This is a genomic window from Limnothrix sp. FACHB-881, assembly GCF_014698135.1.
GTDB lineage: Bacteria > Cyanobacteriota > Cyanobacteriia > CACIAM-69d > CACIAM-69d > CACIAM-69d.
The window spans coordinates 48361-61753 of record NZ_JACJSN010000024.1; the positions used below are offsets into that span (position 1 = coordinate 48361).

The 13393-nt window shown below is 56.8% G+C and carries 12 protein-coding genes; 2 read left to right on the plus strand and 10 right to left on the minus strand.

Going from position 1 to position 13393, the window contains the following annotated elements; translation table 11 throughout:
• Positions 1-135: 135 nt before the first annotated feature.
• A complete protein-coding gene (locus tag H6G52_RS17025; RefSeq protein WP_304441447.1) occupies positions 136-348 on the plus strand; it encodes a DUF2555 domain-containing protein in 213 nt (70 codons plus the stop codon).
• A gap of 141 nt (positions 349-489) precedes the next feature.
• On the opposite strand, the gene H6G52_RS17030 is transcribed toward H6G52_RS17025, so the two are convergent.
• From H6G52_RS17030 to H6G52_RS17040, 3 genes are all read right to left on the minus strand, one after another.
• Positions 490-810 carry a hypothetical protein gene (locus tag H6G52_RS17030; RefSeq protein WP_143472881.1) on the minus strand — a complete coding sequence of 107 codons (321 nt, stop codon included), beginning with the start codon at positions 808-810 and terminating at the stop codon, positions 490-492.
• A 106-nt stretch (positions 811-916) separates the two neighbouring features.
• Complete coding sequence (locus H6G52_RS17035; RefSeq protein WP_199291319.1) at positions 917-1387, minus strand: bis(5'-nucleosyl)-tetraphosphatase; 471 nt, start codon at positions 1385-1387, stop codon at positions 917-919.
• Positions 1388-1688: 301 nt separating this feature from the next.
• Entirely contained in the window at positions 1689-2585 is an 897-nt protein-coding gene (locus H6G52_RS17040) for an alpha/beta fold hydrolase (protein WP_190529893.1), read from the minus strand.
• Positions 2586-3962: 1377 nt separating this feature from the next.
• On the opposite strand from H6G52_RS17040, the gene H6G52_RS19200 reads away from it, so the two are divergent.
• Positions 3963-4541, plus strand: coding sequence for a M23 family metallopeptidase (locus H6G52_RS19200; RefSeq protein ID WP_370567736.1), 579 nt, complete (start codon positions 3963-3965; stop codon positions 4539-4541).
• 302 nt (positions 4542-4843) lie between these two features.
• On the opposite strand, the gene H6G52_RS18855 is transcribed toward H6G52_RS19200, so the two are convergent.
• From H6G52_RS18855 to H6G52_RS17075, 7 genes are all read right to left on the minus strand, one after another.
• A complete protein-coding gene (locus H6G52_RS18855; RefSeq protein WP_255407478.1) occupies positions 4844-4978 on the minus strand; it encodes a hypothetical protein in 135 nt (44 codons plus the stop codon).
• Positions 4979-5152: 174 nt separating this feature from the next.
• A complete protein-coding gene (petN, locus tag H6G52_RS17050; protein WP_099531567.1) occupies positions 5153-5242 on the minus strand; it encodes a cytochrome b6-f complex subunit PetN in 90 nt (29 codons plus the stop codon).
• Between the two features lie 25 nt (positions 5243-5267).
• Positions 5268-6116, minus strand: coding sequence for a pentapeptide repeat-containing protein (locus H6G52_RS17055; protein WP_190529895.1), 849 nt, complete (start codon positions 6114-6116; stop codon positions 5268-5270).
• A gap of 39 nt (positions 6117-6155) precedes the next feature.
• The gene (locus H6G52_RS17060) at positions 6156-7250 is read right to left on the minus strand and encodes a TrkA family potassium uptake protein (protein WP_370567733.1); all 1095 of its coding nucleotides are present in this window, start codon (positions 7248-7250) and stop codon (positions 6156-6158) included.
• Between the two features lie 201 nt (positions 7251-7451).
• A complete protein-coding gene (locus tag H6G52_RS17065; RefSeq protein ID WP_190529897.1) occupies positions 7452-10292 on the minus strand; it encodes a PD-(D/E)XK nuclease family protein in 2841 nt (946 codons plus the stop codon).
• Positions 10293-10357: 65 nt separating this feature from the next.
• Positions 10358-11560: a tetratricopeptide repeat protein gene (locus H6G52_RS17070; RefSeq protein ID WP_190529899.1), complete on the minus strand. Its 1203-nt coding sequence runs from the start codon at positions 11558-11560 to the stop codon at positions 10358-10360.
• A 95-nt stretch (positions 11561-11655) separates the two neighbouring features.
• Positions 11656-13155 (minus strand): hypothetical protein, encoded by a 1500-nt coding sequence (locus tag H6G52_RS17075; RefSeq protein ID WP_190529901.1) that lies wholly within the window; start codon positions 13153-13155, stop codon positions 11656-11658.
• Between the last annotated feature and the right edge of the window lie 238 nt (positions 13156-13393).

The following is a 13393-nucleotide window of genomic DNA, read 5'->3' on the forward strand; positions in this document are numbered from 1 at the left end:
GTGGCTTAACTTTCGGTTTAACTTTTGGGCGAACGATGGCCGCTTTCATGAACTAACGTACCAAAACAAGGGAAATCGATTGTTTGGTGGTTCATCCGGCTTAAGATCAGTCTAGGGCTTGGAGGAGGTTTAACCGTGGAAGTACTGCATATTTCACAACCGGCCGTTGCCCAAATGACTGAGCAAGATGTGGCCGAGTTGGCGCTCCGGCTGGAGCGGGATGATTATGCCACGCCCTTTGAGGGGTTGCGAGACTGGCACTTGCTGCGGGCGATCGCCTTTCAGCGGCCAGAGCTAGTTGAGCCTTACATCTACTTACTGGATTTGGAGGCCTACGACGAGTCTTGAGCTTTGCCGAGTCCCGTGGGCGGCTCGCAGTGGCAAGGGTCAAGCAAATCGCCAGCCAATCACTACCGCCAGCCAATCACTACCAGCCAATCACTAAAGGAGTTGGGGGCGGGTTTTTGGGCCCGCTGAATGCTCAGGTGCTCAGGTGGAAGCGCGGCGGCGGCGAGGACGGCGCTTGCCCGTCACATAGAGAACGATGAGTGTGCCGATCGGGGTGGCCGCGAAAGCGCCCGCCATGCCCAGGGTCAACAAAGAGACCGGGAAGGTCACCGACAAGGAAGCCAGGGCCCCCAAGGCTCCACCCACCAAAGCGCTGCCATAGGCCGCAACGAGGCTTTTGCGCAGGCAACGCCGACCCAAGAGCCTTGCTATGGCACCAATGAATAGCCCGATCGCCCCCACGCCAATGGTTAGCGTCGCGACAACCAGAAGGGTAAACAATACGGGGCGATCGAGCAGCATGGGCGAAGGGGCTTGGGCAAGAAATACGGGGCAAGAAATGCGGGGCTAATGGGGGTTGGCGCTAATTGGAGTTGCATGAACGGGAATTAGCGCAACGGAGCTAGCGTTACTCTTCGGTTTGAATAGGCAAAGTTGCCAGGGCTTGCAGCCATTCCAGCGCCGATTCAAGAACTCCCCGATTAGCCGGGAACGTAATGCGCGATCGGGCTTCTTCTGCTGTCAACCAAGCACTGTCTTGGATTTCCTCCGGTTGCAGGTTGGTTTCCCGATCCAAAACCCAAGCAGGAAAATAAGTCACCGTTTTTTGCACCAGTTTATTCTGTCGGCAGTAGGTTTCAACAAACTGCACATCGGTGACGGGAGTGCAATGTTGAATGCCGGTTTCTTCGGTAAATTCCCGAAGCGCTGTTTCAAGGGCACTTTCGCCCGGCTCCGCATGGCCCTTGGGAAACGCCCAATGTCCTGCCCGGTGCTGCACGAGCAAAAACAAAGCCTCTGCTCGATCGCCCGACTGGGGCAAATAAATCGGCACAATTCCAAAGGCTTCTTCGGTCACAGGCTGGGCATCCGTCGGCACGGGAACATCTCCTTGGGCGAGTGCCAATCTAAAAAAATTATCCGGGTCTGAGTCGCGTGGGTCTGAATCGCTTGGGTTCCAATTGCCCCCAATCACGCGATCGAGATCCAAACCACCTGCCGTCTAAGCACGATCTCAACAACGCGATCTCAACAGCACGATCTCAACAAACAGCTTAACCAAAAACATGCTCTCAACAGCAGTTCCGTCCCTCAGCACCGCTGTTCGGTGAATCTCCGGTTGGTTGTTGAGCCTCGCTCAGGATAGTTGCACAGAGTAATCCAGCCCTCAGACCCAGCGTTCAGACCACATCAAATTGTGCCACTTGACCAAAATTATGGCGTTCTTGGGCGGGCGCAATGAGCCATCGATCAATCGTTTCTGCAAACCCGATCGGGTCATTCAGAAAGGGCCAGTGATTGCCGGGAACCGTCTGCACCGTCAGCCGCTCGCAGAACTGATGGAAATCGCGAGTTTGCCAAGCAAATTGATTCAAGCCCTGTTCCGGCAAAATCAACAACGTGGGCAAGGAAACTGACTTTTGGAAGCCCGCAATTCCAAGCACATCTTCAAACACGCGATCGCGCGCCAGCAAATCTAGTTTGCTACCCCAAGTACCATCATCTTTCTGTTCCAGATTTGCCGCAAAGGCCGCTGCTTGCCATGGATTCCACTCACGATATTGCTTGAGTTGCCGAGCACAGTCTTCCGCTGAAGTTTGATCCGGAAACGGGCCCGTTAGCTTCAAAAATGGCAGGGTTCGATACAAAATTGGGAAGCTTAAACGCAACCAATCAGGCATTTTGCCAATAAAAAATGGATCAACAATGACTGCCTGCTGAAATCGCTGGGGCAGATCCTGCATCCAACGGGTGGCAACCTTGCCCATCCAAGAGTGGCCCACCACCGTCACCCGAGACCAGCCCAGGTGATTACAAAGGGCTTCCAAGTCTTCGACGATTGCTTCGGTGGTGTAGGGGCGATCGCCCTTGCTGCTGTTCCCATGGCCGGGCAAATCCGGCGCAACCACGCCATAGCCTTTTTTGGCCAGCTCTTGGGCTGCTCCTTCCCAAACCGCCGCACAATCGCCCAGCCCGTGCAACAGCAGTAGCGGTCGATCGCTCAGATTTCCCCATTGCCAATAGGTCAGAAATTGATTCGATCGGCCAGGTAACCCCAACTGTTGTTGGTCATTCATAATCAGACCCGCTGTAATAGCTTGTAGTGCAACTTGACAAGGAACTCGATCACTTCAGCGTCACCTCAGCTCAGCATCACCTCAGTCCAATCATGGGTATTGGGTCTTAAGCATTTAGTCTTGAGCACTTAGTCTTGAGCGCCCAGCCTTAAGCACTTAATTCTGTGCCTAGTCTTGAGCAATTCCCCCAAGACTCTTTCCCAGACAATACCCAAGGGCTAACCCACCATTCCTGATTGTTCTAAAATCCACCCTGGGTTCATTCTATCTAAAGACCTTCTATCTCAGAAATTTCCCTTGAGATCGATTAATCTCCAAGGCATTTGTGTTTTTTTGCTGGATTCTTAAAAGGTTAATGGCTCAGCCTCTTTCGCAGAACCATGGCCCCATGATTGCAGAAAAGATGTAGAGGTTGCCCCAGTGTTTTCCATGGAGCTACAACGAAGCTTGAACGAAGCTTGAACGAAGCTTTGTGGATAAAAAAGCACATTTTCTTCTCTAGCCTGCACCTAGGCTAACCTTTTAGAACAAAATTCTTGCGTTTCTTGGGGGGCTGAACGATCGGCAACTTCCTAGGATTCAGCATCCGTCGTTTTGGGACTAGCTTGCTGGTCAGGAGTGGACGGAGCGAATTTTTTTTTGTAGAGTCGGTGACGTTATGTCACGTTGACGGGCGCTAACGCTCCACCGCCCATGCCGCCACGCACCTTGCACCGTCCTGCTTTGCCCCCAGCTCGATCGAACCACGGCTTCTCACTTTCCAAGCCTCCCTCCCCGCCCCTGACTGGCGAGGCTTTGGTGCGCAAAGCCCGATCACCCCGGGCCCTCGCTCGCGCCCACTGGCAATTGGCGGCGATCGCGGGGTTATTTGGGGTGGGGCTGTTGTCAGCAGAGGCGATCGCCCCTTGGTGGCAGCGCCCCCAGCACAGCGCCACCACCAGCCTTGACGCGCCTCCCAGCTCGCCCCCTGCCGAAATCATCGAGGACTCTCGGCGACAGATTGCCGAGTCGGCAGCGATCGTTCGTGGCCAAGCCGACCCAAACTGGCAGCCGCAGATGCGCCCTGTTCAGCCCTTGAACGTGACGAACTATACTGCCCAAGCTCAACGCCAAAGCGCCAACGCGACTAGCTATTACAGCAGCTATCAGAACAGTAATAGCTACACCAATTACCAAAATTCTTCAGACAATCGATTCAATTCTGCACAGCCAGCGGCCAACCGTCCTGCTAATCGAAACTCCCCAACCAATAGCCCAACTAATTCCAGCAATTTCAACAGCTATAGCAACTACAACAACAGCTACAGCAACGGTTACAACAACGGTAATCCTGTTCGTAATAATGGTAATAATTCCGGCAGCAATTACAACAGGAATATTAACCAGGTCAACTCCGTTGGGAACTATGCCGGGGGCTACAATCCCAACTATGTCAATCCCTATGGCAACTCGGGACAAGGCAATCAATGGGATCGATCGGGCCGTCGCACCTCATGGCAACAGGGTTCATTTCCCGTCGAGAACTTCCAGACCTATACCTCGCCCTTTGGCTACCGTCGTCGGGGGGGCAGCGTGGAGTTTCACAAGGGCCTAGATCTGGCCGCCCCCAAGGGTAGCTATATTCGCAGTTGGTGGGCCGGCCGGGTTATCCGAGTGTCTGACGGTGGGCTATGTGGCACGGCAATCACGATCCAGTCCGGCGCTTGGGAACACACCTACTGTCACATGATGGGACGGGTGGCCACCTGGCAAGGTCGCCGCTATTTGAGCGATCTCGATGGGGGATTACGTATTTTCCAGGGGCAAACGGTAACCACGGGGATGCGGGTTGGGCGCGTGGGCATGACGGGCCGCACCACGGGGCCGCACCTGCATTGGGGTATTAAATACGGGAAAGATTGGATTGATCCGGCCTTGGTGTTGCGAGCGATGTATCAGCAACAGGCCAGGAACTAGCCGAAAATTTTGCAGTCTAGTCCAGAGTTCATCTAGCCCCCAAAGAGTCTACCTAGCCAAGAATGTGCAAACTCAAAAATGTGCTTCTAGGCTTCTATTTACCTGAATTTGCCTTCCTGGATTTGTTTACCTGAATTTGGTGGGCACTGCCCACCCTACTAGCGTAGCTGCCTCAATTCGCTGGGTTAAATTATATGGCTGTTACCGCCACCCAATCGTTAGGCAGCAAGATGCTCAAGCCCCTTGTCCCCCACGATCTGCCAACGGTGGAGTCAGGGTTTCAGGCGATTTGACGGCAGTCCCTAGCGCTTTTGAGGAGTTTTTTGGCGGCGGCGATCGCGCCACTCAGCGGCCGTTAGGTACACAATGCCGCCCGTAACCACCACCATCAAGCCCATGGCCACGATCGATAAAACGGTTAAGGCCGAAGTTTCCACGGGAATCCTCACCAAAAATCAAAAATCAAGGGTCTAAAAACAAGATAAAGCCACTTAAACAAAACTGTCGATCGAGGGTGTATGAATCAACCCGATCGACAATCTTTATTGATCCCTGAAATGCATTCTTAAACATCGAGCTTCGGCAACAGACTTGGCCACAGCCCCGGGAACTTAGAAGCCGTTGCGGCCCCAAATCACCATCGAAATCGAGAAGGTGAAAACCGTCAGCAAGCCAACCCAACCGAGGGTGATGATATCCATGATGTCCGTCCCCTATGCGTTTGCGTCAAAATTTTCCGCCTTTGATGGTATCACCCGCAGGCGATCGGGGACAGCCTTGGCGCGACACTTTGCCATCGGCCAGACGAGTGCCGCAAAGGATCGCCTTTTCCAGATTCGTATCCGTCAGGTCTGCGCCGGTTAAGTCCGCGCCGCTGAAGTCCGTTTGGCGCAGGTCGGCTCCTCGCAAAATGCTGCCCCGCAGGTCGGCCTGGTTCAAGCGGGCATAGGTCAAAGAAGCACGGGTTAAGTCGGCTTGGGAGAGGTTGGCGCGGGTGAGGTTGCTGTCTCGCAAGTCCGCTTCGGTGAGTTCGGCCTGGTGCAGGATGCTGCCTTCGAGCGATGCGCTAACGATCGTGGCGCGGTTGAGGCGGGCTGCCTTCAGGTGGGCTTGGGCGAGGTTGGCTCCGCTGAGGTCGGCGTTGCTGAAGTTGGCATGGTCAGCACGCACCTGGGCAAAGCTGGCCCCAATTGCCCGGGCCCGGGTCAAGTTGGCCCGATCGAGCAAAGCCCCTTGTAAATCAGTCCCCACCAAATCCGTGTCGCCCAAGTAGGCATCGCTGAGGTTTACCCCCGCCAAGTTGGCATAGCTCAGATCGCAGTGGCGGCAAACGGTGTTCCGAAACAACCGCTGCAAATCCGTCAGGCTCTCGGCCCGTACCGGCAACGCCATTAACCCCCAACCCCACAACAACACCCCCACCATCAGCAACCCTCGCAGCACTTGGGCGGGGCGAACCCGCAACCACCCGGCCCGATCAATCCCGATCGCCCAGCAAGACAACGGGCGGCGATGATTGACCACGGGCCCCGAATCCGGGTCAGCGTTGGTCATTGGGGCTGAAATTAGCGGCATTCGTTCCTTGAACCTCGGTCTAAGACTGGTGGCTGCCCGCTAACGGGGTAGGCCGCGATAGCGTTGGTTGCGGTTGTGGTTGCGGCTATATTCCCGACCAAACACGAAGGTGGGCATATCGTCGCTGTGACCCATCACGATCAGCGTATCGCCCGGATAAAGTTGCGTCGATTGGGGTGGGTGAATGATGGTGTTGCCGTCCTTTTGCAGCAGGGCCACAACGATGAACGTGCCATGGCCACGCACTTCCACGTCCCCGATCGTCCGGCCATCCAAGGGGGATTGGGGACGCACGGGCACTTCGTCCAGCTTCACATCCAACCGCGACAGCATTTCGCTGAGGGTGGCTCGGCCCTTGTCTTCTTCCAAAAAATAGAGGGCAGAGGGGTGATTCAAAATTTGAGCAATCCGCTCCGCCCCAATATTAGCTGGCAAAACCACTCGATCGGCCCCGGCCAGCTTCAGCTTGTTTTCGGTGCTGGCCGCTTCGCCCCGAGCCACGATTGTCATGTGGGGATTCATGCCCCGGGCGGTCAGGGTAATGAACACATTTTCCGCATCATCGGGCAACACCGTGGCCAGGGCCTTGGCCCGCTCAATGCCCGCCGCTCGCAAAACCGATTCATCGGTGGCGTTGCCTTCATAAACCAAATAGCCCAGATTGACACCCCGCTCCACCCGATCAGGATTGGAGTCAATCACCACGAAGGGTTGGCCCGTTTCCACCAGCTTGCGGGCCAATAGCCGACCAATGCGGCCCAACCCGCAAATGATCACATGATCTTTGAGGCGATCGATATCTCGACTCATGCGCCTGGCCCCCAGTAGCCGATTCATTTCGCCCTCGGCCAGGGCTTGGAAGACCCCCCCTACAGTGTAGACCGCCGAAGAAGTGCCCGCGATGATCACAAAAATCGTGAAGGCCCGCAAATGGGGGGTCATGGGGCCAATTTCCCCATAACCCACGCCAAAGACGGTGATGATGGTCATGTAGAAGGCATCAAGGAACCCCCAACCGGCGATCATGTAGCCCGTGACGGAGATGATGAGGGTGACTGCAAAGAACGCAGCCCCAATCCAAATTTTTTGGAACGGTCGTTGGTCGATCGGACGAAAACGGCGACGTTCAGACACCTGGAAGGAGGGGGGAGAAAGGGGAGGAGGCTGAGCGATCGACCCGATCGCGATCGAGAATCAGCATCCGTGCATCGTAACGGCTAACAATCGCAGGGAAAAGAGTCTCAAATTCAGGAAATTTTCAGACTACTTCCAGACTAATTTCAGACCATTCTGTGGCGGTTGCTCAGCTCATCGTAGGGCGAATTCCGCTTGTAATCAGCCATCCTGGACACAACGACAGGCCGATGAGGCTTCGCAAAACTGACAGGCTTTATATTCCCGATCGGGATCCACGGGATATTCCCCTGCGGCCAGGTGGTGGCGCAACCGTTGCACCAAAGCTCCCACCTCTGGGTTGTCACTGGTGAGCGATTGAGGCGAGACGAGTTTCGCTTCCCGCAGGCTGTAGTAATAGGCCTTGGCGACGGGGGTTTCGGGAGCCAGTTGGGCGGCGGCGCTGGCATAAACCAACAGTTGCACATCCAGGTTTGCTTGGCCGGTTTGGTCTTTGACTTTGGCTCCTTCAGCTTTGCCGGTTTTGTAATCAATTAGAACCAAGCCATCGGGGGACTGATCCACCCGATCGATCATGCCCTTCACCTTCAGGCCCAGCCACTCCCCTTCAAAGGGCACTTCGCAATGGAGGATTGTGGACCCGGCGGGTAAAAAGGTGTCTTGCAAAATTAACCACTGCAATTGGGCCAGGAGTTCTTGGCGCTGGGCTGTCCAAGTGAGGTGGCGCGGCAGTTGCAGTTCGGTGGCCGCTTCGGTCAGCCAGGTTTCGAGGGCCGCCAACCGTTGCTCAGGGTCATTGAAAACGGGTGCCTGCCGATCGCGCTGTTGTTCCCCCAGCTTTTGCAAAACGCGGTGGTAAAGGTTGCCTTTGCTGTTGCGGGGCAAGTCGGCTTCGGTTTCTTGGGGTTCTTGGAGCCGCAGAACGCGCCGCGCGAAGTATTTGAACGGACATTGCCCCAGATCGGTGATTTGGGAAGCGCTGAAGGTATGTCGATCGGGATCCATGGCAGCGAGGGAACCAAGGAAACCGTGAAACGCCAAATCTTCCGGGCGATCGGGCTGGCCGCCGCGCAATCGTTGGCATTCCATCCGCCAAGCTCGCTCTAGCACTGGGCCGAAGGGATCCTGGGCCAGGTCTGTGGGGCGATCGGGGCGGGTTAAAAACCGCTGCCAACTGGCCAAAGGGCTGACATCGGGAACCGGCTCCGGCTCGGTGGGTTTGATTTGGGGATCGCGGAGCAGGGCGCTGGGGGATTGGGGTTGCTGGCCGTGCCACTGGGGATAGCTGAACACCAATTGCTCTTGGATGGTGGCAAAGGCGGCGCTGTTCTGGAGGCGTTCTTGATCCGCCAGTTCGGCAGTGCCAGCTATCGGAAACCCGGCTTGGGTGAGGGCGCGTCGATCGAACCAGTCGAGGGCTAGATCTGGGGCGATCGGGGCGGGCCACCAGCCTTCCACCATTCCCAGGGCAAATCCGTAGCGATATTGGGCCCCAATCAGGCTGGCGGGGTTGTGCAATTCCACGCCCCCTCGGCCGGGGTGACGGGGCACGGAAATGAGGCTCAACAGTTCCCGCAATTCCTGGGCAAAGCTGGCCAGGGTTAAGGTTTCGTGGCTGGGACGGGCTAGCTCAATCAGGTGGTGATTTAGGCTGCTGAGGGCGTTGGCTTCACTGGGCCAATGCTGTGCGCCCGATCGAATCTCCAGCGATCGGGCACAGTCCTGCACCCAACTCACCCACTGCTCACGGGTGGCACTGTGGCGGGCCGATTGGGCCGGTGGGGCCAAATCGGCAAGATCAAGGCCTGCATGAACCCAGGCCTTGGGGCGATCGGGGCGTAGGCGGCGGGCCGTTTCCCATTGACCTTCTAGGCGATCGCGCCCGATCGGGTGGCGCAATAATTGCACCGCTGGCTCATAGGCCCATTGTTGTTGGGCCGCTTCCAGCAGGCATTGCACCCAATGGCCCACCCGCGTTTGCGTGAGGGGCACGCCATACAGCAACCGCACCGGAACTTCAAATTCCTGCGCCACCTCCAACAACTTGGGCCCGTAGCGTTGCTCATCGCGGGCAATCAGCACCATTTGGTTCGCCGGTACGCCCTGATGAAGATGCTGTTTGACCTTGGCCAGAACCCAGCGCACCTCGTCCTCCAGGGTGGGAAAGGCGATCGCCCGTTGCCAGGGTTGGCATTCGGTTGGGGAGGCTGTTGCCTCGGATTCCTCAAAGAATTCCTCAAAGAATTCCGCCGCCGATCGCACCGTCCAGCCCCGCTGTTCCCAGGCCGGCAGCAGCCGATGCAAAGCCAGGTGGTCGGGCCACCAAAGGCAACTGCCGGGCCCCGCCAGGGCATCGATAAGGGCGATCGCATCGGGAGCCAAATAGCCATAACCCCACAGGCCCAACGCCAGGGGATCCATTGCACCCTGGGCGATCGCCTGAGCCGCCTGTCCATAAATTTGGGCCGCATCTAGTCGATCGGCTGGTCGATCGACAGCCCGCCGCTGCATGGATTGATCGCCCAGTTGTTGATCGCCCAGTTGTTGATCACCCAGTTGCTGATCGCTTAGTTGTTGATCATCCAGTTTCTGATCGCCCAATTTCCGATCGCCCGCTAATTGCAGCGCTTGTAAATAAGCCTGGGCAATGGTCACCAACCGCCGCGCCCGATCGCTCAAGGTAGGTTCCTGGGCCGCCATCGCCAGAGACCAGCCGTTGTGCAACATTTCCCGAATCACGGGGGCGATCGTATTGGCATATTGACCCGCTTCCACTTCAGGCCAAACCTTCGCCACGGCCGATCGCAAAGCCCGCTGACGCATCAGCACCGGAGCCAGGTTGCCATCCAGTCGCAACCGCTTCAGGAGTTGATCGAGCGATTGGGCCTGCACCCCGATCGCCCGGGCCGCTTGCCGGGTAGGGGTCAGCACCCAATCAAAGGGGCCCCAAAGACCTTGGGCGATCGCCCGCTGCACCTGGGCGGCCTTGGCTCCCAGCCAGATTGTTCTTGAGGTGTTGACGCTCGATCGGTTCGCGGTCATGGACAGTTGGGGATCCTGAAATTGGGCAGCCTGCGGGCATCGGGGAAAGTGGTCGATCGCAAAGCCTAGCGGCGACGGCGACCAGAGCGGCGCACCCGATCCCAGGTCGATCGCACATCCTGCAACGAGAGACGACGACGGCGTTTGTAATCGTCATCATCATCGTCATCGTCCTCCAACGCCACTGCTGGATTGTCCGGCGGGGCAGATTCCGTCACCGGCAATTCAGCGGGCGGCAATTCAGCGGGCAGTTGCGCCAGCAGGGTGCGGGCTTGGGTTGCAGCATCAAAATCTTTCTGTTGCGAAAACAGCTCCACAGCTTTGTTTAAGTCCGATCGGGCTTGATTGGCTTGGTCTTCGGCAAAATGGATCACCCCTCGCAGCAGGTAGGCCGTCGCCCGCTGGTTATCCAGGGCAATGGCTTGATCCAAGTCCGCCATGGCCCCGGCCGCATCACCAAATTCATAGCGAGTTTCCGCCCGATAGAGATAGGGATCAACAAAATCACCCTTGGCAGTAATCGATCGATTGAAGGACTCCAATGCTGATCGATAGTCTTGGAGGGCCACTTGCGCCAACCCTTGCCCCAACAGGGCCTCCGCCATCTTGGGATTGTGAGCCAGGGCTTGCTGAAACCAAGCGATCGCCTCGCGGTAGCGTTCGTTGTTCAGTTCCTCAACCCCGCGATTGTTAAATTCCACCGCCTGCACTGCCACAGCCAATTGCTGTTCGATCGCCGCCAGGTTCGATCGATAGGTGACTAGCTTGCTTTGAATCACTGCCCCCGTCAACGCGTCCGGCGGCAGACTCGCCAACGTTTGAATGGCCAACTGCCATTGCTGCTTGGCCTGTTGCCAAACATCCGGCGGGTGGGGCGGATTTTGCACCAAGCGGGCGGCTTTCATGGCCGCATTTTCAGCGGTGTTCAGGCCCCGGGCGATCGTCAGCTCGCGGTTAATGGCGGATTGCTGTTCTTTGAGCGTGGGCAATTGGGCTTGGGCCTGGTCATGGGGCAACAGGGGCCAAGGGGGGATCAATTGCAGCCAGTTGATTTGCTGGGTGAGTTGCTGGTTGGTTTCCGCAAGGCGGGGAATTGAAGGAGTCGATCGCGCTTGGCGGGCCTGGGTGAGCAAGGCGGGCGATCGACCCAGCAGCCAGCTCGTTAGCCCCCAAAGCCCACCCCCGATCGCCCCCACACCCAACAGCAACAGCAACCAAACCCAACCCGAACCGCCAGACCCAGACGTTGTGGTTGTGACTTTTGGCATGGGCGAATGGTTCGGCCCTGAGGCGTTGTGAGTGAGCCGATAACCTACTCACGAAATTTTATCACCGCCAATATAGTGCTGGACAATCTGGACAGTTAGGATGCTTCTGATTTGCCGGTGTTTTTAACTCGCATGATTTTGCCCAGTAGGTCAAACCAGAAGGGTGCGCCCATCGCGATCGCCAAGCCCGTGACCAGCCAGCCCAAAGCCGTGCGAATTAAGACCCAAATCACTTCTCCTTGGTTTTTGGGTTTGCGATTGTCGTAGCGCAGTTGCTCATTTAGTTTGTTGGAATCCCAGCCGATCGGGAGGGTGGTTTCATCCAAAGCCGCCTGCATGTCCTGGCTAACTTCCGACCACTTGGGCAGCATGGGCCGCGAAGGAACTCCGGGGGCACTGCCCGTTTGGACGACTCGATCGGCGTAGGCGTTCACCGCTTGCCGCAGGGCCGTATCCCGAGACAGCTTGCTCACAATGTTGAAGGTGTCGGCGTTGCTGGCCACCGCCAGGACAATGCCCAACAGGATCGAAACCCCGCGCGCATTGCGGCGATAGACCCCCGATGCCCGATCGCGCGCTCGATCGTACCAACCTTCCACTTCCTTTTGGAATTCCTGGAAATCCTCTTGCACGGAGGTTGCCCGCGATCGGGCCCGCTTTGCCAGCAGCAACAGGTTGTCTTGCACAGGCTCGGGCAACAGGTTCAGGGCCTCTTCCAAGCCTTTGCGAGTGGGGTCATTGGCATCGCGCAATTCAGCAATCACCGATTGCACTTCCTGGTAGATGGCGCGTTTGTGGCGCAACCCATCCAGCACTTCTTCGGTGGAGGGCAACAGGGCAGCCAGCAAAATCGTGTGGCCCTCGCGGTCTTCAAAGGTGTCGTCCCGCAGGATCACCAGTCGATCGACCTCGGGCACGTGGGCCGCTTGCAGAATGCTAATGAGCCGATCGACGGAGTTCAACACTCGAGTGAGGCTGATTTTGAGGTCAAATTTCCCCGATCGATAGTCGGTGGTGATGTCTCGTAGGCGTTGTTCAAAGCGATCGAGCAGTTGGGTCAATCGCGAATCGCTCAGTTGCGGTTGCAACAGTTGGCGGGTTTGTCGCCCCAAATCTTGGGTAAATTGCTCAAACCGCCGCAGGCTGACGGTACGAATCAGCTCGGGAATTTTGGCCGAAGACAGCAACGCATCGGCAAAGGAACTGGGCGGGATATGGGAAGGGGCGCTGGTATGTTGCCCAAAGATCGGATTGCTGAGGCCAATCAGGTTACAAAAAACCCGAAAGCCCTTGCGAAAACCGGTGGCTAACAACCCCCGAGCCTCTTGGTTCAGGCTGTTGATGGTGGGGGAATCGTAGAGGCGTTCGGTCAGTTGTTCGGCGCGGGTGCTGTCGCCGGGGCGCTGGGGAGCGCGGCCGCTGACGGTGGATTGGCTGCCGCCGCCCAGTAATTGGGCGATCGACTGTTTCAGATGAGCGGCTCGCCATTGCAACAGGGTGGCAATCAGTTCTTGAATTTCCGAAGCCAACAGACTGAGGGTTAAGTAAACGAATAGGAGGCCGATAACGATATCGACGATGGGTGAAAGCTGCATCTTAAATGGTTAGGTTGAATGGCTAGTAGCGTGGCTGCCTCAATTCGTTGGGCTAAATTACATGGCTGTTACCGTCACCTGATCGTTAAGCAGCAAGATGCTCAAGCCCCTTGTTACCACGACTGGCTTCGCAACTTTGGCCCAATGTATTAAGCCTGTCATGCCACTAGGTTGAATGGTTCGGTTGATTTAGCTGGAAATTTTTGAAGACGCTATGGGGCCCACGATGCCAGCAAGT

Excerpts from the sequence above, each read along its gene's own strand:
- H6G52_RS17075 (WP_190529901.1), bottom strand. The coding sequence starts at position 13,155 with ATGCAGCTTTCACCCATCGTCGATATCGTTATCGGCCTCCTATTCGTT.
- H6G52_RS17030 (WP_143472881.1), bottom strand. The coding sequence starts at position 810 with ATGCTGCTCGATCGCCCCGTATTGTTTACCCTTCTGGTTGTCGCGACG.
- H6G52_RS17070 (WP_190529899.1), bottom strand. The coding sequence starts at position 11,560 with ATGCCAAAAGTCACAACCACAACGTCTGGGTCTGGCGGTTCGGGTTGG.
- H6G52_RS17055 (WP_190529895.1), bottom strand. The coding sequence starts at position 6,116 with ATGCCGCTAATTTCAGCCCCAATGACCAACGCTGACCCGGATTCGGGG.
- petN (WP_099531567.1), bottom strand. The coding sequence starts at position 5,242 with ATGGATATCATCACCCTCGGTTGGGTTGGCTTGCTGACGGTTTTCACC.
- H6G52_RS17040 (WP_190529893.1), bottom strand. The coding sequence starts at position 2,585 with ATGAATGACCAACAACAGTTGGGGTTACCTGGCCGATCGAATCAATTT.
- H6G52_RS17065 (WP_190529897.1), bottom strand. The coding sequence starts at position 10,292 with ATGACCGCGAACCGATCGAGCGTCAACACCTCAAGAACAATCTGGCTG.